Source organism: Halomonas sp. PA16-9, assembly GCF_009728585.1.
GTDB classification, from domain to species: Bacteria; Pseudomonadota; Gammaproteobacteria; order Pseudomonadales; family Halomonadaceae; genus Vreelandella; species Vreelandella titanicae.
Genome location: NZ_CP040452.1, coordinates 816,104 through 841,103, shown reverse-complemented (window position 1 = coordinate 841,103; position 25,000 = coordinate 816,104). Strand labels below are relative to the sequence as shown.

Here is a 25,000-nt window from a genome sequence, read left to right as displayed (position 1 = left end):
GGGACGCGGGGTACTTTGAAAAGAGGGTATCAAAGCAGCATCACAAAGTTGCCATTAGAGTGTCACGCAGTCTCTTCAGACTGGTTTTCCGTCAGTGAAATTGGGCTTCTCGTTGCCTGCCCCATCAGCTTGCGCTAACCGTGGAGGAGTATTCGATGCGTGTCGATCCAAAAACCAACCCCAAAGCAACACCGTTGACCAGCGCCTTTGGAAATTTTGGCTTTGTCCTCGACCTGGCAAAAAAGGCGGAAGCGGGCAAAGATACTGTGGAAGCGGGCAAAACGCCGTTGATGCCGGGCAGCCAGGATTATGAGGACACGCTGAATTCACTGGCAGTGGATATGGCGGATGGCATCGATATCGACAACCGCAAGGTGTCCGCCCTGAAGGGAGACGCTGCGGATAAGTTCGAGGCGCTGGTCACCGCCGAGCTCAATGCGCAGCGCGCCGATGGCAAAAGCGCTGATCTGTCCAAGGCGATCGACAGCGCCAAGGACGCGCTGTTTGACCGCATCGGGCATGCCCTGGACAACGCAGATCGAAACGCCGACAAGGGCCTCGATGTCTTCGAGGGTTACTGGAAGCGCCATGGTGGTGAAGAGGCTGCGATCAACGCGGGCTATGACGCCTATGATGACTTTCTGGCCGATACCACGCTGACCGACAACCCTAGCTACGAAGATAACCTCAACGCTCTCGCTTCCGGGTTGGCTGGCGGCACGCTGACCGATCAGCGCAAGATACTGCACCTTGACTCCTCCGATACACTGTCCCAGCTCTATAAGAATCTGATCAAGAGCAAGCTGGACGAAGGTGCCACTACTGAGGAAGCGCTGAGCGAGGTCAATGATGAGCTGCGTGACCGTCTCGAAAACGCTGGCGGTAAGAGTGTGGTCAACGTCTTCGATGGCTACTTCAAACGTCACGGTGGTGAAGAGGATACCAAAGCGCTGGCCGAAGAGACTTACCTGACCAATCGCGACGAAGGTGACATCGCCTACGACGATACCCTTAATTCGCTCGCCAGAGATATGGCTGAAGGCATCGATATCGACAACCGCAAGGTGCGACCGCTGACAGGAGACGCCAGCGATCAGTTCAGCCAACTGGTGGAGTACCAGCTTAACCAGCAGCGTGAGCGCGGCGATGCCCCGGATTTACAGGCAGCCATCGACGATGCCAAGGATGCCCTCTTTGACCGTACCGGCAACGCGCTGACCGATGCCGATAAGGACAGCAAGGACGGGCTCGATGTGCTCAATGGTTACTGGGAGCGTCATGGTGGCAAGGATGCTGCCACCTCCGCTGGCTTCGAGGCCTACGACGACTTTCTCGCCGACACCACCTTGACGGATAACCCGAGTTATGAGGATAACCTCAACGCACTGGCCTCTGGCTTGGCGGGCAGCACGCTGACGGGGTCGCGCCAGATTCTGCATATCGAAAGCTCCGAAACGTTGTCGCAGCTCTATCAGAACCTGATCGACAGCAAGATGAGCGACGGTGCCTCCCTCGAGGACGCCACTGCCCAGGTTAACGATGACCTGCGCGAGCGGATCAGGCACGCTGCCGGAGACGACGGCAAGGCGGTTCAGAATATCTTCGACGGTTATTGGTCGAGGCACGGTGGGGAGACCAACACCCAGCGTCTCGCCGACAACGCGGAGCTGGACACAGCCCGGCGCGATCACGATCTACCGGCCTTCAGCGATGTCGATATTCAGTCGATGGAAACCAGCGAGACAGATCCGGACGACAGCTCACGCAAGCTGACCGTCAGCGAGCTGACCTGGCAGAACCTGATCGAAGAGTGGAAGACGGGGATAGAGGACGGCAGTATCGATAAAAACGATGAGCGCGCCCAGTTCTACCGTGCGCTGCGAGCCCAGGGCGCGCTTGAAAACGGCCTGGATCTGGTCGGTCTCGATATGTCGGAAGGCTTGAGTCTTGACAACGTCACCGGCGAGGATCTCTCATCCATCATCGACGGCGAGAAGCTCGATGAAAGCCTCGGCGAGCTATTCGCCTCCGAGGCGGTGCAGGAGGATTACCAGGCGACCCAGGCAGACGCGATCGACAAAGTCGCCAATAAGGACGCGATCGCTTCGCAGCTGGAGGAGACCGCCTTCAGCGAGGAGTACATCAACTACATCAACGACCTGCGCGAGAGCGGTCAGGGGGAACTCGCCGAGCAGGATATCTCGCGAACCTACAATGCACTCTCGGCGATGTTCCCGGCAACGGAAGAGAGTGACAAGGCAGCCGAGTTCGCCCAGAGCCTGCAGCTCGACTCGATGATCACCGATCTTGATGATCTGATTGCCAATCCTGATCAAATCAATGATGCCAACACCGCGACGGCCACGCAGGATGTGGTCAAGATGGTATTGACCGCGCTCAAGCGTGCCGGTGTCGATATTCCGCGGCGCACGGCGGAGACGATCGACAAGTTTGTTAACGAGTTTCTTGACGATAAGCAAACTGCTAAGAACTTCGGTAAGGCGCTGCAGGAGCTCGGGGATCGCTTCCAGAAAAATGGTTCGATCACCCAGTCGGACATCGATGGCCTGCTGAAGAACGGTGTCTACAAGGCGCTCAACGAACAGACCAACGGCGGCATGATGGCGCTGATTGGCACGCTCAACAGCAACGGCGCGTTGGGCACGACCGGCGGGCTGATCTCGCTCGCCTCGGGCATCTATCAGCTCGCAGGCGGCGCCAGCAAGCTGGCGGACAGCCACGAGGCGCGAATGGCCGTGGCCAAGGAGTTCATCAGCTTTCTGGGTGCCAGTCAGCACTTCGTCAACCTCGGCAGCAACATCTGGGACAAGGCCAAGGGCACCAACGTCAATACCATGCTGGGGCTCGACAAGACGCTGCCGCAGATATGGGCCGACGACAAGGTCAAGGGCAAGGCGCCCGCTCCTGATGCCCACACCTGGGAGCGTTTCAGCGAGAACTTCCAGCAGATCATCGACGATGCCCCGGTAGGTGATCAGAAGGCACTGGCCAAGAAGCTGGATATTTCCTATGAAGACGCTAAGAAGATAGTCGAGGGCGCCCAGAACGGATACGCCAAGAATCCGGCTCTGCCCGATGCCACGACGACGACCCGCACCGTCAGCTCTTTCCTGCGTGTGCTGGATGGCGCTGCCAACTCCGCCACTGGTGCGCTGGACATTGCCCTCGGCGGGCTGATGATCAAGCGCGGCGTGGACAGTGGCGACGGCGCTACCATCGGTCAGGGCGCCGTCACCGTCGCGGCGGGTGCCTTCGGCCTTGCCGGTGGAGCGTCATCGCTGGCGGCGCTCAAGGGCATTGCCGTCGCCCGTGCCGTCACCGGGCCGCTGTTCTGGATATCCGCCGGTCTGACGGTGGCGACGCTGCCATTCACTATTGTCCAGGATATCAAGCGCACCAACGCGCTGGAGGGGCATAAGGCTGACCTCAAGGAGCTTTTCTCGTCGCTCGATGAGGATGGCCTACTGACCAAAGACGGCCTGACCCGTTATGAGTTTCTCGAAGCGTACGTCCGGAGCTACGGTCAGCGCGATGCGCCGGACGACGAGAGCATTTTCGACTACCGCAGCGACGAGTATGAGTTCTACGTAGAGGAAGGGCATCTACCTGACTCGACCTGGGACGATTTCGAGCACGAAGATTACGCAGGTGATGGCAACAATCTCGATACGCAAATGGATAAAGGCTCGACAGTAGGTTCATAGGGTCACAGCAGCGGCATGAGCCAACAGCCCTCTGAAGAGAAATCGCTGCCGCCATCGTCGAAAAAACTTCGCGATGCGCGCAAGAAAGGCCAGGTCGCCAAGAGTGCTGACCTGGTCACCGCGATGGTGATGTTGGCCTGCACGCTTTATATCGCTATCAGCGTGAATGACATCATTGCCCGCGTGCAGGGGTTGATCGACTCAACCGCGCTACTCTATACCGAGCCGTTCGATACGCTGTGGCCACAGTTGATGACCCAGGCAGGCGAAGTACTGCTGCTGTCGGTGCTGCCGCTGGTCGGCCTAACGCTGTTGGTGATCGTGCTGACCAACATTGTGGTATTGCAGGGTTTTGTATTCTCCACCGAACCGGTTCAGCCTAAGCCGGAGAATATTGATCCGGTTCAGGGGGTCAAGCGCATCTTTCGGTACGCGGGCTGGTCGAGTTTCTTAAGTCACTGTTCAAGATGGTGGCATTGGCCGTCGCGCTGGTGATTGTCTATCGCCTGGGCCTACAGTCGCTGATGGAGTCCTCACGCTGCGGCTACCCCTGCGTTCAAGGTACTTTTCTCGCCTTACTCCAGCCGCTGGTCATCACTGCACTGATTGCCTTCTTACTGGTTGGTGCTTTCGATGTGCTGCTCCAACGCTGGCTATTCGAGCGCGACCAGCGCATGACAAAGACCGAACAGAAGCGTGAGCGCAAGGATCAGGAAGGCGATCCGACAATGAATCAGGCGCGCCGCAAACAGCGGCGCGAAATGCATGAGCTGAACGCCAAGATCGGTGTTCAGTATAGCTCGCTGATGATCGGCACCGCAGACGGTTGGCTGGTCGGCATTCGCTACATTCGCGGCGAAACGCCAGTGCCGTTGGTGACCTGCAAGGCCTCACCCGATCAGGCCGCTAGCTTGTTGGCAAGTGCTGCGCCTCGCCGAGTCCCGAGAGTCGCCGACCCGAGGCTGGCCGAACTCATCGCCAAACGCGCTGGCAATGGCGATCCGGTTCCTGATGGTACCTTTCAGGCGGTCGCCGATATGCTGGTGGCGGCCAAGCTGATTTAGCCATCACTCGGTTGCAATCGTTTGCCATGCCACATGATTCATACGAATGACATTAAACCGAGCAACAATAAACAGGCTGTCCAACCAAACCTCTGCTTGGGAGATATCCGATGTCTACTACAGTGTCACCTACAAGCGTAAACGCCCCCACTCAAAAAACCTCCACCTCATCCTTCGACGACCAGTTGAATATTGCCAAATCCAGTCAGGTTCTAGTGGATTATTTGAAGCAGCAGGGCAAGTCGGCGATCAATGCCGATGAGCTCGCTCAGCTTGCCAACAATTCGTCAGGCAGTGTCCCTGCTGAAGTTTCGGCAGCTGCCTCCTATATGACGCGCCACACCAGTGTTTATACGGCCATCGAGACTCATGATGTCCAGGGTCAAGATGGCCTTTCTGGCGTCTGGAATTTCGAGTGGGCGGCAGACGGTGGCCTCGAAGGCACATCGGTAGAGGCGATGGCGAACATGCAGGATGTCTTTGATCGTGCGATCGCTAAGTCTGCAGAAATTACCAAGTTGACCACAGAGAGCAAAACTGGATTGGATGCCACCAAACAGCGTCCGAGCAACTGAGTTTGCTTGCACGATGAACAACTAGACGCATTAAATCGTTTGTCGAGTGGCGGATAATAAAGGCCTAGGCCTAATAAACCATCGGCGACGTAGCTGCATAAAAAAGCTCTGGTGGGTATACAGTCCTGGTAGGTATAAACCTAGCGGGTATATAGAATACCGTTAGTGATGCTTACCCTGTTCCTGGAGCTGCCTTGGATAGATTCGAAGAGATGCGTGTGTTTGCAGCGGTGGCGCAACTGGAAAGCTTTGCGGACGCCGCACGGCAGCTTGCGCTGTCGCCGCCTCGGGTTACCCGGCGGTGGCAGCGCTTGAGGCGCGTTTGGGCGTTGCCTTGTTACAGCGCACCACAAGGCAGGTGCGCGTGACGGAGGCGGGGCGCCGGTATCTGGAGGATGCCCAGCAGGTGCTTGCTCAGCTTGTGGAGGCCGAGGCCGCTGCGACCGGCAGTTACCTTACCCCACGTGGCCTGTTGCAGGTGACCGCGCCGGTGCTGTTCGGCGAGTACTTCGTTACCCCGCAGATCGTCGATTATCTGGAGCAATACCCTGACGTGCAGGTGCGCGCTGAACTGATCGATCGACCGGTCAACCTGCAGGAGGAGGGCATCGATGTGGCGGTGCGCATCGGCCATGTGCCCCAGGATTGTCAGCACTTGACCGTGCCAGTCGGTGAGGTGCGGCAGGTAGTTTGTGCAAGCCCCGCGTGGCTGGCCGAGCACAATGAGCCAACGCACCCGCAAGAACTGGAAGCATTGCCTACCGTGGTGGCCGAAGGCGGCAACTTGAGCGGCCACTGGTGGTTCGAGGAGGAGGGCAAACGCATTGAAGTAACGCCCTCGCCACGGCTGCGCATCAGCGCTATTCATGCGGCGTTAACGGCGGTCGAGGCAGGTGCCGGGCTTACTCGGCTGCTGTCTTACCAGGTGGCTGCCAGTGAAGCCGAAGGTCGAGTACGGCGCGTGTTAACGCGTTTCGAACCAGTGGCCATTCCCATCAATATCTGGGTGACAGCGGGCCGTGGGCGTGCCGCCAGTGTGCGTACCTTCGTTGATTTTCTTGCCGAGCGGCTACGTGCCGACCCGGCGCTCGCCTACCGCAGTTAACCATGGCACTCTCCCCTGAATCACCGCTACGCTTTGAGGCCTTAAAGGCGCTTTCCGCCGTTGCCAGGCACGGCAGCGTGCAAGCCGCGGCTGAAGCGTGCAGCCAGTCGGCGGCGAAGCTCCACCGTCTGCTGCGTGCTCAGGAGCAGCATCTGGGGGTTGCTTTGGTCACTACCTCTGCCAGAGGCAGCACGTTGACGGCGGCGGGCGAGCGATTGCGCGCCTACGCCGATACGCTGATCCACGCAGTCTCCGACGCCGACACCAGTGCGCGCCAGGAGCACCGCGAGCTCAACGGCACGCTACGTTTGCAGGCGCCCCAGGCGTTGATGGAGCCACTGCTGGTGCCGTTAGTGTTGCGGCTGCAAGAGCAGCATCCTGCGCTGAAGATCTGCCTGCTGGCTGATGAATATCCCATCCGTATAGAAAGCGATGCACCGGCGCACCTACGTCTGATGCGTGGGCCGCTGCCTGCCTCCGCTTATGCCAGGCCCCTGGGTGATTTGCGCGTTGGTCTGTTTGCTAGCCCCCGTTACTTGGACAAGACCGGGCGCCCCGGTAGCCTGCAAGGCTTGGCCCGTCATGCGCTTATTCACTGCTCCAGTGAAGGACAAGCGCCTGTCTGGCGCTTGGCTGAAGACTACCCGCTCCGTTTTGAGCCCAGGCTTGCCATCAGTACCAGTGCTGCTGCGCTGCGGGCTGCCATTGGAGGTGCGGGTGTCGTGTGTTGCTACCAACTGCAGGCGCGTCGCGCCTGCGAGCAGGGGCTGCTTGAACCCGTTGCTGAACCCCTTTGGCCTGCGGGACACCCTCTGGCGCTCACCTATACCCTTGGCATCCGGGCGCCTGCCAGCGTTATGGCCTTCCTGGAACTGGCAACACCCTGGTTGCGAACGCAGTTGGTCGGCTGATTATTTCATTCAGCGCAATTTTGTATTGTTCAGTATCGCTATTCTTGCACTCCTTGATTTGGCGCAGGATGGGTGATGTCGCTTAACACCTGTGACGTTCATCTATCGAGGCGCTCACTCAAGGAGATAATTACATGCCACACGCTATCAAGGTTTACCGCCACGCTCTTTCCGGCCACTGCCATCGCATTGAGCTGATGCTTTCGCTGCTCGGTTTGCCTGCCACTTTTATCGATGTCGATCTTGCCGCGGGCGAACACAAAGCGTCGCCTTTCCTGAACCTGAACGCCTTCGCGCAGGTGCCGGTGCTCGATGACCAAGGGGTTATCCTGGCGGATTCCAATGCCATTCTGGTCTATCTGGAACGCCGCTATGGTTCTGGGCAGGGTGCTGGTCGCTGGCTACCGGACGACCCGTTGATTCAAGCCCAAGTGCAACGCTGGCTGTCCGTGGCGGCAGGGCCTTTGGCGAACTCCGCGATGAAGGCCAGGCTGGTGACGGTCTTTAATGCCCCTTTCGACCCTGAACCGCTGATTGCCGATGCCCATGAGCTGTTCGCGATTGTCGATGCCCACTTGGCGCATCAGCCCTTCCTGGCGGGTGAGCACGCCACGCTGGCGGAGATTTCGCTCTACAGCTACATCGCCCATGCGCCTGAAGGGAATGTCTCGCTGGAACCCTACCCGCATATCCGCACCTGGCTGCAGCGTATCGAGGCGCTGGAAGGGTTTGTACCCATGAAGGTGACCAAGGTGGGGCTGGTGCGCTAGGCCAGCCGATGCAGCATTTCAAATCGGTGCGGGCGACCTGCTCGCGAGGAGTCGAGGGTGAATAACGACGTCACCAGCAGCCCATGGCATGAAGGCGAGCTTGCCTTGCAGCGCGTGGTCGGCGTGGAAAAACAGATGGTGGAGGTGGGCCGCAAGGTGATGCGCCCCTTTCTAACGCCGCAGCTGCAACACTTCTTTCCCCAGTTGCCCTTTGTGGCAGCAGCAGCGGTGGATCATGACGGTTGGCCTTGGGTCACGCTGCTGGAGGGCGCGCCGGGGTTTGTTCATGCGCCGGACGAGTCACGGCTCGATTTAGCATTAACGCCGCCTGTGGATGACCCTCTTGCACCGCTACTTAACAGCGGCACCAGCATTGGCCTATTGGGCATTGAGCTGCACACGCGCCGTCGTAACAGGGTCAACGGTGTATTGCGGGGCTCAGCAAGCCAATGGCAGTTGGAAGTGACTCACGCCTTCGGTAATTGCCCCCAATACATTCACGACTGGTCGGCGATGAGGCCGGTGCAGCCCCAGACGGGCCCCGTGCTAAGCAAGCGCGACGCGACCCTCGACCAGTTGCCAGAGCCGGTGCTGGCACATATCGACCGGGCGATCACCGCCTTCGTGGGTAGTTACGCGCATACCGACCAGGGCGCCCAGGTGGATGCCTCTCATCGCGGAGGGCAACCGGGGTTCATTCGGCGTCAGGGAAGTGATCTGATTCTGCCTGATTTTGCAGGCAATCGATTCTTCAACACCTTGGGCAACGTGCTGGCCAGCGGACGCGCGGCCCTGGTGATACCGGATTTCACCAGCGGGAATGTGCTGCATCTGACCGGGGAAGCGCGGCTGGTGGACGAGGAGGCCGCTGGGGCGCGTTATCCTGGCGCTGAACGCTACTGGTGCCTAACCCCACGGCATATCGTTTGGCGACCAAGGGCCTTGCGCTGGCGTAGCCATGCCAGTGCAGTGGCCGTTGAGGCGGCGCCCCATGGGCTCTGGCAAGTGCTTGCGCCTTCCTCTCAACAGCGTGTTCAGGTGGCCGCCGTGGTGCAGGAGACACCCGAGATCCGCTCTTTCTATTTGAAGAGTGCCCGACAAGACAAGGCGCTGACGCCCTTTAACGCGGGCCAGTTCATTACGTTACACGTGCCGCGCCTGGATGGCACGGCGCTGGTACGCAGCTATACGCTTTCGGGTGACAGCCAGCAGGCCGGCTATCGCATCAGTATTAAGGCCGATGGTGAGGGCTCGCACTACGTGCACAGCGCGCTTCAGGTGGGTACTGAACTAGCTGTGAGTATGCCAATGGGGTCATTCACGGCAGAGGCTAGCGGCTCAGAGCGTGCCCACTGGGTACTGCTGGGTGGCGGTATCGGTATTACGCTCATATTGAGCCTGGCACATGAATTGACCGGGGCAGGCCGTGGCCCGGTAACGTTAGTGCAGAGCGTGCGCGATGTGGCCGAAGCCCCTTTCGGTGCAGAGCTACTCGACCTTGAGGCGCGAGGGCTGCGTTTGCAGCGGCATGTCACCAGAACTACAACTGCCCTCAATGGATGGATGGCAGGCCGGGTTTCACTGGGGCAGGTGTTTACCGATCAGGTGCTATCAGAAGTACAGCTCTACCTATGCGGCCCCGCCGCCTTTGTAGAGCGCTACCACCAGGAGGCGCTGGAGCTCGGACTTATGCCCGCGCAGATACACACAGAAGCGTTTGGCCCCTCGGCGCTGGCGCAAACATATACAGCCCCCACCGCCGAACAACCGGTAGAAGTCAGCTTTGCCAACCCCAGCGCGGTGGCCCACTGGCAGCCGGGTGAAAGCCTGTTGGAAACCGCTGAAAAAGCGGGGCTTCAACCTGCCTATGGGTGCCGCAGCGGTAGCTGTGGCGAGTGCGCCTGCACGTTGGTGCAGGGGGAGGTTACCTACCCAGATGGCATATCCGCGCCAGAGGGGGAGATTCTGCTGTGCAGCGCTCGCCCAGCGGTAAACTCGGGGAGGGTAGAGATTACGCTGCCTAACGGTTAATCGCGCCTCAATCGATTAGAAGGTTCCTGGGTAGGCACCGCCGTCGAGCAGGATGTTCTGCCCTGTTAGATAACCTGCATGCTCGCTGCACATAAAGGCGCAGAAGGCGCCAAACTCCTCGGCGGTGCCGAATCGTCGGGTCGGTACGCCTTGGGCTCGCTGCTCGCGTACCTGTTCGATAGTTTGCTGACTCTTCTCGGCGACATTTTTGAAGTTGCCGCGCAGGCGGTCGGTATCAAAGGAGCCGGGTAATAGGTTATTGATCGTGACGTTGTGCGAGGCAAGTTGCGGCTGGCGAGCAAGCCCCGCGACGAAGCCGGTTAGCCCACTGCGCGCGCCGTTGGATAACCCGAGAATGTCGATGGGGGCTTTTACGGCGCCCGAGGTAATATTGACCACACGTCCAAAGCCGTTGGCGGCCATACGGTCTACCGTGGCCTTGATCAGCTCAATAGGCGTGATCATGTTGGCATCCACGGCCTGTATCCACTCCTCCCGACTCCAGTCGCGAAAATCACCCGGCGGCGGCCCGCCATTATTGTTGATCAGAATATCGACCTGCGGGCAGGCGGCCAGCAGCGCCTCGCGTACCTCCTCGCGCCCGATATCCCCAGCCACAGGGCGAACCTCGATGGCTGGATTAAGGGCCCGCAACGCGTCGGCGGTCTTGTCGAGCACCTCGGCATTGCGTGAATTAATGGCTAGATTGACACCCTCTTTGGCCAGCGCTTCGGCGCAGCCTCGCCCCAACCCTTTGCTCGCTGCGCATACCACGGCCCAGCGTCCCGCGATTCCAAGATCCATACCATGTACTCCTGTGTGTTCGATATTTGGGCTCAACGTGACGAATAGCCATCGTCTACCGGTAATAGAATAGTACGCCCGTTATAAAGTTAGCGCCCGGCGAGGTCGTTGGGGTTACCCCAGCGCCGTCACACTGGTGGTCATGCTGATGCAGACCAGAAGCGCTCCATGCTCTTGTAGCAGTGCGTTGCCATTGTCACCAGAACATACATTGCGACCAAAGTATGTCGTGATAATTGAAGCGCTATGAGCTAGGGTCTGTACTATAGTATCCAATAGTATTCAAAGGTATTCTTGTTGGGGAGTGATGATTTGATGGGTACTTCTGTCGAGGGTGCCAGGCAGTTGGAGTGTGAACTACATACTTATGAGGTGAAGTTTGCCGATGCGCTCGTAGCGCGTACCCGGCAGGCTGAGCGCATACTTGCTGAGCGGGCTGCTAGCAACGCATAAACAGGGCTCGTTATTAACATTGGCGCACTGAGGTTTATCATGGCGACATTACAGGAACACAGAACCATGACAGGTCATATTGAACAACCCGGCCTGATAAGAGCGTTGGATAAGGTTTGTAGATGCCTGGAAAACGCTCTTGTTTTTGTTGCCGGATCTATGATTATTTGCGCCATGGCAATTACGTTTGTCGATGTCGTAATGCGTTATATCTTCAACTCGCCGCTTAATTGGTTTTTTAACCTAATCACCATGTACCTTCTTCCAGGGTCTTATTTTCTGGCGTTCTCTTATGCGTTGAGAACGGGAAGCCACCTGAAGGTTGATTATTTCAAAAGCAAGCTGCCTTTAAAATTTACCAGCTTTTGCCTTTTGGTCTTCGGCCTCATCGCCACATTGATGTTTAGCTATATTGCTTATACCTATTCTTTAAGGGCATACAGTGCCTGGCAAGAGAACGAGATCGTTTATGGCGTTGTGAGCTGGGTTGTTTGGCCGTCTGAATTTATTATCGCTATCGGCTCCTTTGTTTTCTCGTTCAGGTTGTTAATAACAACAATAAATAACTATGTTTCTAAAGGGGGCGAGCTGTGATGGTCATTGCTTTATCTTTTCTCTTTCTGTTTTTTCTTTTGATAATAGGCATTCCGGTTGCAATCAGTCTTGCGATATCCGGTGCTTTGGGCATTTTTCTAACCAATGGGATAGATGTCCTGCTGGGGATCCTATCGGCTTCGCCAGGCTCTGCTCTGACGACCTACGAGCTGCTCACCATTCCGATGTTTATCCTCATGTCGGAATTTATGGGGGTCAGCGGTATCACCAGCTCCCTGTTTAGCGCCATTGCCAAGTGGACAGACAAGATACAGGGTGGCGTGGGGATTGCTGCTGTTGTCACAGGTGCTGCTTTTGGTGCAATTTCTGGCTCCAGTACAGCGGCTGCAGCCACGCTGGGGAAAATCAGCACGCCCGCCATGCAGGCTGAGGGGTATTCTCCGAAAATGGCTGGCAGTATTGCCGCTATTTCGGGCACTATTGCCATGCTGATTCCTCCCAGTGTCGCACTGATTTTCTATGGGCTGCTCAGCGGGGTTAGCATCAGTGACCTTCTGATTGCTGGCATAGTGCCTGGCATATTGGTGACGCTCACTATCGCCATTACCATCAAGATTCTGATCATCCGAAATCCAGTAGCCTCTAATAATAAGACCTATAGCTTCCGCGAAAAGCTGACAGCATTGAAGGTAGCTACCCCCTTTCTGATGCTGTTCAGTGTTGTTACGGGATTAATCTACACTGGCATTGCCACACCCGTTGAGTCCTCGGCTTTGGGTGCACTAGGCGCACTTTTGCTTGCTTTTAAATCAGGCAATCTCAATGCTGAAGCATTCAAAAATGCCGTTATAAATACGTGCTGCATTTCTGCCATGATCGGCCTTATTGTTGTTTGTGCACATGTTTTCGGTTACTTCATAACCATGACCGGCATCACCCGAAACTTAGTCAACTATGTGGGGCTGCTGGATGTTTCGCCATACCTTATCTTGTTCTTTTTGGTGATCCTCTATCTGGTTCTGGGGTTGTTTCTAGACCTGATCTCCATTTTGATTCTCACTATTCCTGTGGTTCTTCCGGTTGTTGTTTCGCTCGGATTCGACCCGATCTGGTTCGGTGTGATCGTCATTTTGTTGGCTGAGATAGGTATTGTCACGCCACCGGTCGGCATGAACGTCTTTGTGGTGGCGAAAGTGGCCAATGTGCCTGTCGAGGAGCTTTTTTCAGGCGTCATACCCTACATCGTCATGCTGCTTGGTTTGATCGCTTTGTTAATAGCATTTCCACAGATTGTGCTGTGGCTTCCATCAACGGCTATGTACTGACGCGTAATGTTGGTAACTAGTCTTCGCCAATTTGTAGGAGTTTGGGTCAACGATAGATAGGGTTCATCTATATAAAGGTGGGTTAAGGTTTAAGCTTGTTGTAAAAACGTTATACCTATCATCAATGCACCATGCATTATTGGAAGATTTTGTTTATCCCGCTGTATTGATTAATGACTGGCACAAAAACTGAAGAGCGATAAAAAAGGGAGTACCATCATGAATAACTATAAAAAGCACCTTCCACTGCTGTTGACGGGTGTTTTGGCATGCGGTTCAGTCTCCGCGGCAGAGGTTGAACCAGTGACATTGAAGTTTGCCGAATGGCTGCCCACCACTTCTTTTGCCATAGAGTATGGGGCCAACCCGTTTATGGAAAAGGTGGCGGAGCTCTCCGACGGACAGATACAGTTCGACTTTTATCCGGCAGAACAACTTGGGCGTGGTTCTGAATCTCTGACCTTGTTGCAGACAGGTGTGGCGGATATTGCCAACGTATCTCCGGCTTATATACCGGAAAAGCTCCCTTTGTCTGGCGTTGTTGAGCTACCGGAAATCGTAAAAAACTCCTGTAGCGCGGCGGATAGCTTCTATGAGATGGCCCAGCCAGGTGGGGCTATTTATGAAGCGGAGTTCAAGCGGCATCACATCCGCCCTCTTTGGGTGGGCAATATGGGGCGCTATCGAATACTGACCAACAACAGCGATATTTCGTCGCTCGATGACTTGAATGGTCTGCGAATGCGTACTGCCGGTGGACCTATGACACTCACCGCTGATGCTCTGGGTTCAAGCCCTGTCACAATGCAGGCTTCAGACGTACTAACATCACTCTCTCGCGGTACGCTGGATGGTGTGTATTACCCGCTTCGAGGCATCCTGGACTATGGCCTTGCACCAGCACTGGATCAATTAATTCCGAACTTCTCCGTCGCTAGCTTTGGTCTCACCTACTCGATTAGTGACCGAGTGTGGGAGCGACTGTCACAGCAGCAACAGGATATTCTGGTAGAGGCAGGAAGGTACGCTATGCAAACCTACTGTGATTACGTGGATAACTCTGAACCGGAAATCATCCAGACACTTGAGGAGGAGTACGGTATTGCCCAAGTGCCCCTATCTGATAGCGATCTTGAACAAGCACACGCCAACCTTGAAGGCGTCTATGACCGCTGGGCAGAACCCTTGAAAGCGCGCGGCCTGCCAACTCAAGAGGTAATTGAAGGTATGCAGTAAGTGGTGTCGCCGGGCTCAGCAAATGGCCCGGCAGTTTTAGGCGGGTGTGCAGGGCTGCGGGAAAAGCAGGCAGTTCACAGGAGAGATGACATGAGCAGAACAAAATTGCAGGGCAAGGTGCTAGCCAGTGGACTGGCGTTTCCTGAAGGGCCGATTGCCATGGAAGATGGCAGCATATTAGTCGTGGAGATTCAAAGAGGCCGCTTGACGCGTGTCCTACCTGACGGCGAGCTACAGACCGTGGCGGAGGTGGGTGGGGGGCCAAATGGGGCGGCTCTCGGGCCGGATGGGCACTGTTATATCTGCAACAATGGTGGATTCAGTTGGCGTACTGACGATGGCTACAGCCGACCTACCGGCGCTGCATCCGATTATGACGGCGGTTCGATTCAAAGAGTCAACCTTGTCACCGGCTCTGTTGAGACGCTTTACACCCACTGCCAGGGCGTTCCGCTGCATGGCCCTAACGATATCGTTTTTGACGATCAGGGTGGTTTCTGGTTTACCGACTTTGGCAAGAAATTTGATGACCGCATTATGCTGGGTTACCTCTACTATGCCCGATGCGACGGTAGCTCGATTCGCCGCGCGGCAAAGCATCTGCTGACGCCCAATGGGGTTGGCCTGTCGCCAGATGGGCGTATGTTGTACGTCTCTGAAACCGAAACCAGTCGGCTTTGGCGTTATCCGATCACCGCGCCCGGTGAGCTGGGTCAGGAGCCTTGGCCATCTCCCAATGGCGGCAAGTTGGTTCACGGCCTGCCGGGCTATCAGCGCCTTGATTCTATGGCTTTGGAAGAGAGTGGTAACATTTGTGTCGCCACCCTGGTGGATGGGGGGATCAGTGTTTTTTCTCCGCAGGGGGATTTGCTGGAGTTTCATGAAGCCCCTGAAGGGTATTGCACTAATATCTGCTTTGGTGGATCGAACTTGCAGACTGCTTACATCACGCTATCAGGTTATGGTCAGCTGTTAGCTGTTCCTTGGCCGCGCTCTGGTTTGCGTTTACATCACCAATAACTTAATCAGAGAGATATGCGCTTGGAAGGTATTTAACTGAATGGATTTAGGAGGATATAAAAGAGATTAATAATTAGCCATGCTGTTTTTGGTTCTCCTGAGAGCTGCGTTAAAGAAATATTTAAATATATAACAATTATTATTGAAGGACAGCCAACCCTTGATCCCTACAGGGCTATTAGTGCTCAAAAAAGTGCCGCACACCTTGGCGGCTCACTTCTCATTGTCATTGCCACCAGAACATACACTCGGCCAGTAAATTGCGCCCGAGGGATAACTTTTTGTTCTGGTGCTGTTATGGCGCTCAGATAGTTCCCCCACAATTTGTGCAGCGGTTCGCTATCGGTTTTCATCATACATTGCGACCAAAGTATGTCGTGATAATTGCAGCTCTATGAGCTAGTGTGTGTATTATAGTATCCAACGGTATTCAAAAGTATTCTTATTGGAGGTGTTGGTTTGATTAGTACTATTGGTTTTATTGGCCTGGGGGCAATGGGTGAGCCCATGTGTAAAAACCTGGCCAAAGGGTCTGGTAAGAAGGTGTTGGCCTATGACCTTGCCTCTGAGCCGCTGGAGAGACTGGTTGCTGAGGGTGTGCAGAAGGGCGAGGACGCTCTGCAAGTGGCGCGCGAGAGTGATGTCCTCTTCCTGTCTTTGCCAAGTGGCCAGCATGTAAAAAGCTTGATGCTAGGAGAGGACGGCATTGCCAGTGAACTCAAGCAAGGCGCTACAGTCGTCGACCTGAGCACAACCTCCGTAGAGGATGCCAAGTGGTTAGAGCGTGAGCTGCAGGCCTACAAGGTGAAGTTTGCCGATGCGCCTGTCGCGCGCACTCGGCAGGCTGCGATTGATGGCAACTTGTGCGTCATGGTGGGTTGCTCCGAAACCATTTACGGAAATATTCAAGAGCTGCTGCAGAACATTGCATCAGACATCATCCATTGTGGGGATGTTGGGGCCGGCCAACTGGCCAAGATTCTGAATAATATGGTGCTCTTCGATACGGTGGCCAGCCTTTCCGAGGCATTGGTGATTTGTGAGAAAAGTGGCGCCGACCCTAAAAAGATTTTTGAAGCTATGTCGTTAGGGTCCGCAGATAGCTTTGCCCTGCGCAACCACTGCATGAAATTCATGCTCGAAAATGATTTCCCAGAAAAAAAATTCCCTACCTCATATGCATTAAAAGACCTCAGCTATGCGCTGGAACTGGCAGAGAATTACGGCTTGACGTTGGGAATGGCAGAAAATACGAAGTCCCTATTTCAGAAAGCTATAAAGAAAGGATACGGAGAGCAGTACTTTCCGGTCATCGTTAATAGTATGCGTAATGACTGAGTTTAGTCTTTAACGGAAAGTTAAATATATAACAATTACGAGAGGTGACTATGGCTTATACGAAGCAAGCATCCGTGCTGGCGGTGGTAATTTCCTTATGTGCAGCAGGCGTTGCCCATGCCGATACTCGATTGACGATTGGTTCTACATCCTCTTCGTCATCACATTATGGTTATTTCGTCGCCGTTTCGCAGATCATTAACGAGAATGTCGATGGTGTGCGCTCTTCCGTCATGGAGACGGGGGCAACCATTGATAACTTGAGAAGGATCAAACGTAATCAGGCCGATATGGGGTTAGTGACCACCAATGTTGCCTATGATGCCTATCACGGCGAGGGGGCGTTCGAGGGTAATGAAGTCCCCACTAATGTGCTATGGGTGTATGGCCCTTCGGCTCAGAATGTCGTAGTGAGAGCGGATGCTGGCCTGAACACTATCAGTGATCTGGAAGGTGTCAAATTCAACCCGGGTATTGTTGGATCGGGCACGGAAGCGACTGCCGAAGCGGTGTTCGATGTGATCGGTGTAACGCCTGACTATGTGCGTGGTTCCACAACCGACATGGTTAACCAGATCAAGGATAACCGTGTCAAAGGTTATGTGAAGAGCGGTAATGGCCGAATGCTGGATGCCTCCAGTATCGATATCGCCACTATGACCCCAGTTAATATTCTTGGCTTGAGCGATGAGCAGGCAGATGCCATTCGCCAGGAACTACCTAGCTTGGGCATCATGAATATTGAAGAGAATGAGGCTGGTGATGGCTATCCGGCATATACCACCTGGGCGTATGGCAACACGGTAAGTTCAAGAGCTGACTTGGATGAAGAGGTTGCCTACAACATCGTTAAAGCTATCGTCGAGCATCAGGATGCTCAGGCGGCCGCTTTCTCAGTTTTAAAAGATGCAGATATCCCAGAGATGACAATTGAGCTTGCAACGACGCCTCTTCATCCCGGCGCTATTCGCTATTTTGAAGAGCAGGGATATGAAGTCCCTGAACATCTTAAACCCTAAGTTGTGAAATAAAGAGTGGTCGTTTTTATGAAATGGAGCTGACTTGAGTGTTAGCTCTATTTCCTTCTGGCGTGAAGTTATCTTCATGGTGAGACTTATGTTAGAAGCTGTTGAATCGGAATCACAGCCTATAGAAAGTACATCATCCAGGCTTCCTGAGGTGATAAAAAAGCTGGTTGCATTCTCACTTGGCATGATGATCCTTTATACGGGGATCGCTGGTGCTTTTGATTCTCTTGTGCAGCGTTCAGTGATGCTGGCAAGTGTGATTTTATTGGCATTCATGGTGTATCCGCCAAGTATAAAGGGACGTTTTCTTTTCCTGGGGCGAGCCATTGATGGCTTGCTGTGCGTTTTTGCCATTGCCGCGTGTCTTTATGTGGCCTGGAATCAAAACCGAATCCTCACGCAGCTGCCTATCGCTGGGGTGGTGGATATCACCTTATGTGTACTTCTGGTGATCACGGTACTGGAAATTTGCCGCCGCTCCGTTGGGATCGCGTTTCCATTGATGGTGTTGTTGTCTCTGGCTTATGTCTTCTTTGGCGATAGATTGTCAGGTGATTTTGGACATCGTGGGTATGGCGTTGAGTTGGTTGTCGAAACCCTTTTCCTGTCGGATCTGGGGTTGTGGGGCATGCTGACGGGTATTGGCGCAACGGTTATTGCCTCATTTGTGCTGTTTGGCGCTGTTCTCATCCGTACTGGCGGCAGTAAGGTCTTTATGGATCTTGCCATGATCTTTGCGGCCAACCGGGTTGGTGGGGCAGCCAAGATGGCAACTGTCGCCTCGGCAGCATTCGGTTCGGTAAATGGTAGTGCGGTAGCCAATGTGGCCACCACTGGCGCAATGACCATTCCCCTAATGAAAAGGATGGGCTATCCCGCTCCGATTGCTGGTGCTGTAGAAGCGGTGGCTTCCACTGGTGGGCAACTGACACCACCGATTCTTGGTGCGGCGGCATTTATAATGGCCGAGACATTAGGCATCAGTTATCTGTCGGTGGCGTTGGCTGCTTTGATCCCTGCGTTGATGTTTTATTCCAGCGTGTTTATGACCATTCACTTAATCGCCTTGAGAAAGGGGATCGGCGGGCTGACGGAAGAGAACGATGTGCCCAAGATTAGGGATGCCATCAAGCTTTCCAAGTCAGCGCCGCTGTTTGTTGGCCTTGGGGTGTTGGTGTTGATGGTGTTAAGCGGTCGTTCGGTCGCTTTCTCGGCCTCCTTGTCTATCGTGGGAATGCTGATTACTTATACGGTGGCCGTAATCGTCCGCGGCGAAGGCATCAAGCCGGTACTGAACACTTTTGTTGACTCGTGCGTGGATGCTGGTTACGGAATATTGATCATCATCACGATGCTGGTAAGCGCTCAGATTGTTGTCGCGATGATAAATATGACCGGAGTGGGCGTGACAATATCGTCCTTGGCAGTTGGTCTGGGCGGTGGTTACCTGTTTGGTGTCGCCTTTATTGTGGCGCTGGCCTGTCTGTTATTGGGCATGGGCATTCCGACAACCGCAGCCTACGTACTGGTAGCGGCGGTCATGGCACCCGCACTAGTGTCAGCAGGTGTGGAGCCGATTGCCGCGCATATGTTTGTCTTCTACTTCGCGACCATTTCGGTGATTACACCTCCTTTGTGTGTTGCCGTATTTGTTGCTTCCTCGATTGCCGATACGCGCTGGGAAAGAACTGCGCTGCAGGCGGTACGTCTGGCAGCCGTCACCTACGTGATTCCGTTTCTGTTTATTACCTACCCAGGCGTTCTCTTTAACGGAGATGTGTCCCAGATATTGGAAGCGGTGCTGTCTGGCGCAGTGCTAGTGGTATCAGCGTCGATCGTGCTCTCTGATATTTTTGAAAAAGACATGAAGAGGAAAATAGGCGCACTGCTGTGCATTGTATCAGCGGCGATGGCCATTATCCCTTCCCTTTACGCCCTGTTCGCGGGAGCGGTTGTACTGCTGTTTGTTCTAGCGTTCGTGAAGCCATTCTCCAGAAATGCTGCAACGTTAAACTAATACATATGACTAAATTGAAGGAATGATGTAATGGGTGAGATGAAGCGCTATCAACTTCGTATTGGAGATCAATGGTGTGATGCGGCAGATGGAAAAGTGCTGGAATCGATCAATCCGCTTAACCAGCAGGCATGGGCATTGATCCCTCAGGCAACTGCTTCTGATGTTGACGCCGCGGTGCAAGCTGCACGACATGCCTTTGAAACCGAATGGCGGTCTACAAATGGCATACAACGTGCTGCGCTAATGCACGAATTGGCTAATCTGCTCGAATCCGACACCGAGCGCATGGCCCAACTTGAGACCACCGACAACGGCAAGGTAATCCGCGAGACACGGGTGCAGATGCGTTTTGCGGCTCGCAACTACCGCTACTTTGCTGGCTGGGCGGACAAGCTCCAAGGCGAAAGCATTCCGCTTGACCGCCCTGAGCTGGTTGATTTCACTACTCGCGAGCCGCGCGGCGTGGCAGCCTTAATCACCTCTTGGAACTCGCCGATAGCGATCCTCGCCAACAAGCTTGCACCGGCCTTGGCGGCGGGTTGCACCGTTGTAATTAAGCCCTCAGAGATGGCGAGCGTGACCACCCTGGCTTTCGCTGAGCTGTGCGAAAGAGCTGGCTTTCCTCCTGGCGTGATTAACGTGGTGACCGGTGACGGTAGCGTCGGTGCGGCACTCACCGGGCACCCTGATGTCGACCTGATCAGTTTCACCGGCGGTACCGCTACAGGCAAGGCGATTTCTCGGGCCGCCGCCGAACATCTAACACCGGTGACCCTTGAACTGGGAGGTAAGTCGGCCAACATTGTATTTGCCGATGCTGATCTTGAGCAGGCTGTGACCGGAGCCGTGGCGGGGATCTTTGCCGCCGCCGGTCAGACCTGTATTGCTGGCTCGCGACTGCTGGTGCAGCGGGACATCTACGATCAGGTGGTGGCGCAGGTTTGTGAACGCGCCCGGGCGATTCGTATTGGTGACCCTCGCGATGAGAACACTGAGATGGGCCCGATGGCGACCCAGGGGCAGCATCAACGAGTACTTGACTTCATCGAACGTGCCCGCACTCAGGGTGCTAAGTTGGCGGCGGGCGGTAGGGTGCCGCAGGGCGACGTATATGGTCGCGGCTATTTCGTCGAGCCGACGGTATTCTCTGATGTGGCGCTGGACTCCGAACTGGCTCAAGAAGAAGTGTTTGGGCCAGTGTTAGCGATTATTCCCTTTGATACGGAGGAGCAGGCCATCGCCATCGCCAACGGCACCGCTTACGGGTTAGTCGCCGGGCTATGGACGCAAAATTTGGCAAGAGCGCATCGCGTTGCCAGACAACTTCAGGTTGGTGGGGTATGGGTCAATACCTATCGCACAAATGCTGCACAAGCACCATTCGGCGGGGTTAAGGCCAGTGGTAGTGGCCGCGAGCGCGGAATGCACGCTTTAGATGAGTACCTTGAGATTAAAAACCTGATGATCGACTTGTCTAACGAAGCCCGCGATCCTTTTGCGATTCGTACTTGATTTAGTCGTCATAACTCTCAAAAAAAGCCTCTAGACGGATCTTGTAGGCCTCACGGATATGGTTGCGTGCCAGCTTTTCCGCGGCTTCCGGGTCGCGTGCTTCGAGCGCGTCAATGATTGCCTGATGCTCACTGCGCGCGGCTTCGGCACGGTTTGGTTTAGCTAGGGTGCTACGCCCAAGCAACATCATTGATTCATGCAGTGAGTGCAGCATTTTAAGCAGGTAGCGGTTGTGTGCACAGCGGTAGAGAGTGCTATGAAATAGCTTATTATTCTTAACTAGATCTTGGGTCTCCTTTAACCGTGCATCGCGATCGCTAATTTCGCGTAGGAAAGCGATTTCAACCTCTGAAGCGTGTTGTGCGGCAAAGCCCGCAGCAGTCCCCTCTAACATCTCGCGCATAGCATATAGCTCGCTAATCATGCTGTGGTCGAGTTCAGTGATGATGGTGCCACGGATCGGATCATTAGCTACCAACCCTTCAAGCTGTAAACGATTAAGAGCTTCGCGTACGGGTGTACGACTTAAGCCTATGCGCTCAGATAAGTCGACTTCACGAATCCTTGTCCCTGGTGGCAGGGTGCCTTCCTTAATAGCTTCGATGATGTAGCTGTAGGCCTGCTCACTGCGCGGTTCGCCGCGCTGATTGGCTGCCTGGGTGGCGTGCTTGCGTGGTGTGGATTCAGTCATAGCTACAAGCCTTAAATTGCGATTTTGACGAATGGTAATGATATGACAATGAACAACACTTGTCATTTTGAACACTGTTGGATACATTTGTATGTATTAGAATTTGGTGTGCGCTTTTACCGTCACCATCTCTTCTTGTCAGTAATCATGAGGGAGTTCCAATGTTGTCATCGACTGGAGAGCGGCTCAGTGAGGCCGATCTGACTGGCCATGACGTGCTGGTGATTGGTGGAGGTAATGCTGCGTTGTGTGCCGCTTTATCGGCGCGTGAGCAGGGCGCCAGCGTGCTGTTACTGGAGAGTGCTCCGCGTCAATGGCGTGGTGGTAATAGTATTCACACCCGTAATTTGCGTTGCATGCATCGTGAGCCTACTGATGTGCTTAGTGACGCCTACCTTGAGGATGAGTTCTTCGATGACGTTTGGCGTGTTACCGGCGGCATTACCAACGAAGTGTTGGCGAAGCATGTGATTCGAGCCTCAGAAACCTGCACCGAGTGGATGAAAAGCTACGGGGTGCGTTTTCAACCATCGCTGGGTGGCACTCTGCACCTGGGGCGAACCAACGCCTTTTTCCTGGGGGGCGGCAAAGCGCTCGTCAATACCTACTACCAGGCAGCTGAGCGACTTGGGGTGACAATTCTCTACGAGGCTGAAGCCGAACAGTTGGTCTTTGATGACAACCGCTTTGACCATGCGTTGGTGACTTACAATGGCTCACCACGCAAGGTGAGTGCTAAGTCAGTGGTGATTGCCTCTGGCGGCTTCGAGTCCAACCAAGCGTGGTTGGAGGAAGCATGGGGAGAGGTCTCCCGTAACTTCCTGATCCGTGGTACTCGCTTCAACCAGGGTAAGATGCTGCGCAGCCTGATTGATAACAGCGCCATGGTGATTGGGGATCCAACGCAAGGTCACGCGGTAGCTATCGATGCACGCGCGCCCAAGTACGATGGCGGTATCGTCACCCGTGTCGACTGTGTATCCCTGGGGATTGTGGTTAACCGCGATGGCAAGCGCTTCTATGACGAAGGCGAAGACTTCTGGCCCAAGCGTTATGCCATCTGGGGACGGCTGATTGCCAAACAGCCGGGGCAGGTGGGCTATTCGATTACCGACTCCAAGGCGCAGGGGCGCTTTATGCCCTCAGTTTTTCCCCCTGAGCAGGCCGATACGCTTGAGGAGTTGGCGCTTAAGCTCGATCTGCCGGTTGACGCCGTACTCAAAACTGTCGATGAATTCAATGCTGGCGTACAGCCTGGCAACTTCGATCACAGTGTGCTCGACGATTGCCATACACAGGGTGTTACGCCCGAAAAGACCCATTGGGCGCAGCGTATCGACGAGCCTCCATTCTACGGCTACCCACTTCGTACTGGCATTACCTTCACCTACTTAGGCGCTAAAGTCGATGAAAAAGCGCGTATGTACATGGCTAACGGCGAGTTGGCGGACAATGTTTTCCTAGCCGGTGAGATCATGGCCGGTAATATTTTAGGCCAGGGCTATGTTGCTGGCTTTGGTATGACCATCGGCACCGTATTTGGTCGCATCGCAGGCACAGAGGCAGGCAATTATGCAAAAGATTGACGCACTAATCGAAGAAACCCGCAACAACATGACGATCTGCAATGCCTGCCGGTATTGTGAAGGGTTCTGCCCGGTATTTCCGGCCATGGAGCGGCGTCGTACGTTCACTCCCGAGGATCTTAAGTATCTGGCCAACCTATGTCACAACTGCGGTGAGTGCTACTACGCTTGCCAGTACGCTCCGCCCCATGAGTTTGCCGTTAACGTACCGCAGTCAATGGCCAAGCTTCGTGTCGAGTCTTATCGACAGTATGCTTGGCCACAGCCGTTGGCCCGTCTGTTTGACCGCAGTGGCTTGCTTGCCGCCTTGGCACTGGCGGTAGGGTTGACGCTCATCCTGTTGATTGCCATTGCGCTAAATGGTGATCTGTCGGCACTGGTCACCACACAGCATAGTGGCGACTTCTACGCGCTATTGCCACATAACACCATGGCGGTGACCTTTGGCTCGGTGTCGTTGTTTGTGCTGTTAGCGTTGATCATGGGGATGGTGCGCTTTTGGCGCGAAAGCGGCGAGGGCGTCACTGGGCTTGGCGATGCCGAAAGCTGGCGGCAGGCACTCAAAGAAACTTTTTCACTCCAGCATCTGCACGGTCAGGAAGAGGCTGGCTGCACTTACCCAGATGCCTATCATTCGCACTGGCGGCGGCGCTTCCACCATTTTACCTTTTACGGGTTCATGCTTAGCTTCGCAGCGACCGTGACCGGCACCATCTATCACTATGTGTTTGGCTGGCAGGCGCCCTACGATTTTATCAGTCTTCCCAAACTGTTCGGTACCTTGGGCGGCATCGGCCTTTTGATAGGTCCGGCGGGGCTTTTGTACCTCAAGCTGGTGCGTGATCAGGACACTGCTGATGTGCGCCAGATGGGAATGGATGTGGCTTTCATAGTGCTGCTGTGGCTGACCGGCTTAACAGGCCTGTCCCTAATGCTGCTACGTGAGACCTCAGCCATGGGGGTTATGCTGGTGGTGCATTTAGGCGTGGTTATGGCACTTTTCATCACCATGCCCTATGGCAAGTTCGTGCATGGTTTCTATCGTTTATTGGCGGTCTATCGTAACGCCCTGGAGCGCAATCGCCTTGACCAATAATCTTCTCTCCAGAGGCAGCACCCGCACGCCAGCCGACATAATATCGTCTGTAGGACTCTACCAGGTGTCACCTTACCGATTATCAAGCGGCCGTGAATCAACTTATGACTAAATTAGCCATAAGAGGTTGCCCTCTCATGGTTGTTACGACGAAG

Annotated in this window: 18 protein-coding genes and 2 pseudogenes; 18 read left to right on the top strand and 2 right to left on the bottom strand. The window is 54.8% G+C overall.

What is annotated here, in order from left to right; all coding sequences use genetic code 11:
* The first annotated feature begins 155 nt into the window (after positions 1 to 155).
* The 8 genes and pseudogenes from FDY98_RS20180 to FDY98_RS20150 all read left to right on the top strand — a co-directional run bounded on the left by FDY98_RS20180 (position 156) and on the right by FDY98_RS20150 (position 10,181).
* Entirely contained in the window at positions 156 to 3,725 is a 3,570-nt protein-coding gene (locus FDY98_RS20180; RefSeq protein WP_027958372.1) for a hypothetical protein, read from the top strand.
* Between the two features lie 15 nt (positions 3,726 to 3,740).
* Positions 3,741 to 4,789: pseudogene (locus tag FDY98_RS20175) on the top strand (EscU/YscU/HrcU family type III secretion system export apparatus switch protein).
* A 110-nt stretch (positions 4,790 to 4,899) separates the two neighbouring features.
* Positions 4,900 to 5,364: a hypothetical protein gene (locus FDY98_RS20170; protein WP_027958370.1), complete on the top strand. Its 465-nt coding sequence runs from the start codon at positions 4,900 to 4,902 to the stop codon at positions 5,362 to 5,364.
* 212 nt (positions 5,365 to 5,576) lie between these two features.
* A pseudogene (locus tag FDY98_RS29725) lies at positions 5,577 to 5,686 on the top strand (helix-turn-helix domain-containing protein); the annotation flags it as partial.
* A gap of 36 nt (positions 5,687 to 5,722) precedes the next feature.
* Positions 5,723 to 6,469 carry a LysR substrate-binding domain-containing protein gene (locus FDY98_RS20165; protein ID WP_442907997.1) on the top strand — a complete coding sequence of 249 codons (747 nt, stop codon included), beginning with the start codon at positions 5,723 to 5,725 and terminating at the stop codon, positions 6,467 to 6,469.
* A 2-nt stretch (positions 6,470 to 6,471) separates the two neighbouring features.
* Positions 6,472 to 7,380 carry a LysR family transcriptional regulator gene (locus FDY98_RS20160; protein WP_009286083.1) on the top strand — a complete coding sequence of 303 codons (909 nt, stop codon included), beginning with the start codon at positions 6,472 to 6,474 and terminating at the stop codon, positions 7,378 to 7,380.
* A gap of 134 nt (positions 7,381 to 7,514) precedes the next feature.
* The gene (locus FDY98_RS20155; protein ID WP_027958369.1) at positions 7,515 to 8,150 is read left to right on the top strand and encodes a glutathione S-transferase family protein; all 636 of its coding nucleotides are present in this window, start codon (positions 7,515 to 7,517) and stop codon (positions 8,148 to 8,150) included.
* A 57-nt stretch (positions 8,151 to 8,207) separates the two neighbouring features.
* Positions 8,208 to 10,181 carry a 2Fe-2S iron-sulfur cluster-binding protein gene (locus FDY98_RS20150; RefSeq protein ID WP_027958368.1) on the top strand — a complete coding sequence of 658 codons (1,974 nt, stop codon included), beginning with the start codon at positions 8,208 to 8,210 and terminating at the stop codon, positions 10,179 to 10,181.
* 15 nt (positions 10,182 to 10,196) lie between these two features.
* On the opposite strand, the gene FDY98_RS20145 is transcribed toward FDY98_RS20150, so the two are convergent.
* Complete coding sequence (locus FDY98_RS20145; RefSeq protein ID WP_027958367.1) at positions 10,197 to 10,985, bottom strand: SDR family oxidoreductase; 789 nt, start codon at positions 10,983 to 10,985, stop codon at positions 10,197 to 10,199.
* 492 nt (positions 10,986 to 11,477) lie between these two features.
* Here FDY98_RS20145 and FDY98_RS20140 point away from each other — a divergent pair, with 492 nt between their 5' ends.
* The 8 genes from FDY98_RS20140 (at position 11,478) to FDY98_RS20105 (ending at position 21,472) form a co-directional block, all read left to right on the top strand.
* Positions 11,478 to 12,032: a TRAP transporter small permease gene (locus tag FDY98_RS20140; protein WP_081742566.1), complete on the top strand. Its 555-nt coding sequence runs from the start codon at positions 11,478 to 11,480 to the stop codon at positions 12,030 to 12,032.
* Entirely contained in the window at positions 12,032 to 13,318 is a 1,287-nt protein-coding gene (locus FDY98_RS20135; protein ID WP_027958365.1) for a TRAP transporter large permease, read from the top strand. Before FDY98_RS20140 ends, FDY98_RS20135 begins: the two co-directional genes overlap by 1 nt.
* Positions 13,319 to 13,537: 219 nt before the next feature.
* Positions 13,538 to 14,554, top strand: coding sequence for a TRAP transporter substrate-binding protein DctP (gene dctP, locus FDY98_RS20130; RefSeq protein ID WP_022521409.1), 1,017 nt, complete (start codon positions 13,538 to 13,540; stop codon positions 14,552 to 14,554).
* A gap of 90 nt (positions 14,555 to 14,644) precedes the next feature.
* A complete protein-coding gene (locus FDY98_RS20125; protein ID WP_027958364.1) occupies positions 14,645 to 15,574 on the top strand; it encodes an SMP-30/gluconolactonase/LRE family protein in 930 nt (309 codons plus the stop codon).
* A gap of 459 nt (positions 15,575 to 16,033) precedes the next feature.
* Positions 16,034 to 16,912, top strand: coding sequence for an NAD(P)-dependent oxidoreductase (locus tag FDY98_RS20120; protein ID WP_197029725.1), 879 nt, complete (start codon positions 16,034 to 16,036; stop codon positions 16,910 to 16,912).
* Between the two features lie 50 nt (positions 16,913 to 16,962).
* Positions 16,963 to 17,931 (top strand): TAXI family TRAP transporter solute-binding subunit, encoded by a 969-nt coding sequence (locus FDY98_RS20115; protein WP_051430490.1) that lies wholly within the window; start codon positions 16,963 to 16,965, stop codon positions 17,929 to 17,931.
* 43 nt (positions 17,932 to 17,974) lie between these two features.
* Complete coding sequence (locus FDY98_RS20110) at positions 17,975 to 19,957, top strand: TRAP transporter permease (RefSeq protein WP_081742565.1); 1,983 nt, start codon at positions 17,975 to 17,977, stop codon at positions 19,955 to 19,957.
* Between the two features lie 30 nt (positions 19,958 to 19,987).
* Complete coding sequence (locus FDY98_RS20105; RefSeq protein WP_197029724.1) at positions 19,988 to 21,472, top strand: aldehyde dehydrogenase; 1,485 nt, start codon at positions 19,988 to 19,990, stop codon at positions 21,470 to 21,472.
* 1 nt (position 21,473) lies between these two features.
* Here FDY98_RS20105 and FDY98_RS20100 read toward each other — a convergent pair whose 3' ends face one another.
* Positions 21,474 to 22,163 carry a GntR family transcriptional regulator gene (locus FDY98_RS20100; RefSeq protein ID WP_027958360.1) on the bottom strand — a complete coding sequence of 230 codons (690 nt, stop codon included), beginning with the start codon at positions 22,161 to 22,163 and terminating at the stop codon, positions 21,474 to 21,476.
* A gap of 161 nt (positions 22,164 to 22,324) precedes the next feature.
* Here FDY98_RS20100 and tcuA point away from each other — a divergent pair, with 161 nt between their 5' ends.
* Entirely contained in the window at positions 22,325 to 23,749 is a 1,425-nt protein-coding gene (tcuA, locus tag FDY98_RS20095; RefSeq protein ID WP_051430488.1) for an FAD-dependent tricarballylate dehydrogenase TcuA, read from the top strand.
* On the top strand, positions 23,736 to 24,845 hold the full coding sequence (gene tcuB / locus FDY98_RS20090; RefSeq protein ID WP_027958358.1) for a tricarballylate utilization 4Fe-4S protein TcuB: 1,110 nt from the start codon (positions 23,736 to 23,738) through the stop codon (positions 24,843 to 24,845). Before tcuA ends, tcuB begins: the two co-directional genes overlap by 14 nt.
* The last annotated feature ends 155 nt before the right edge of the window (positions 24,846 to 25,000 follow it).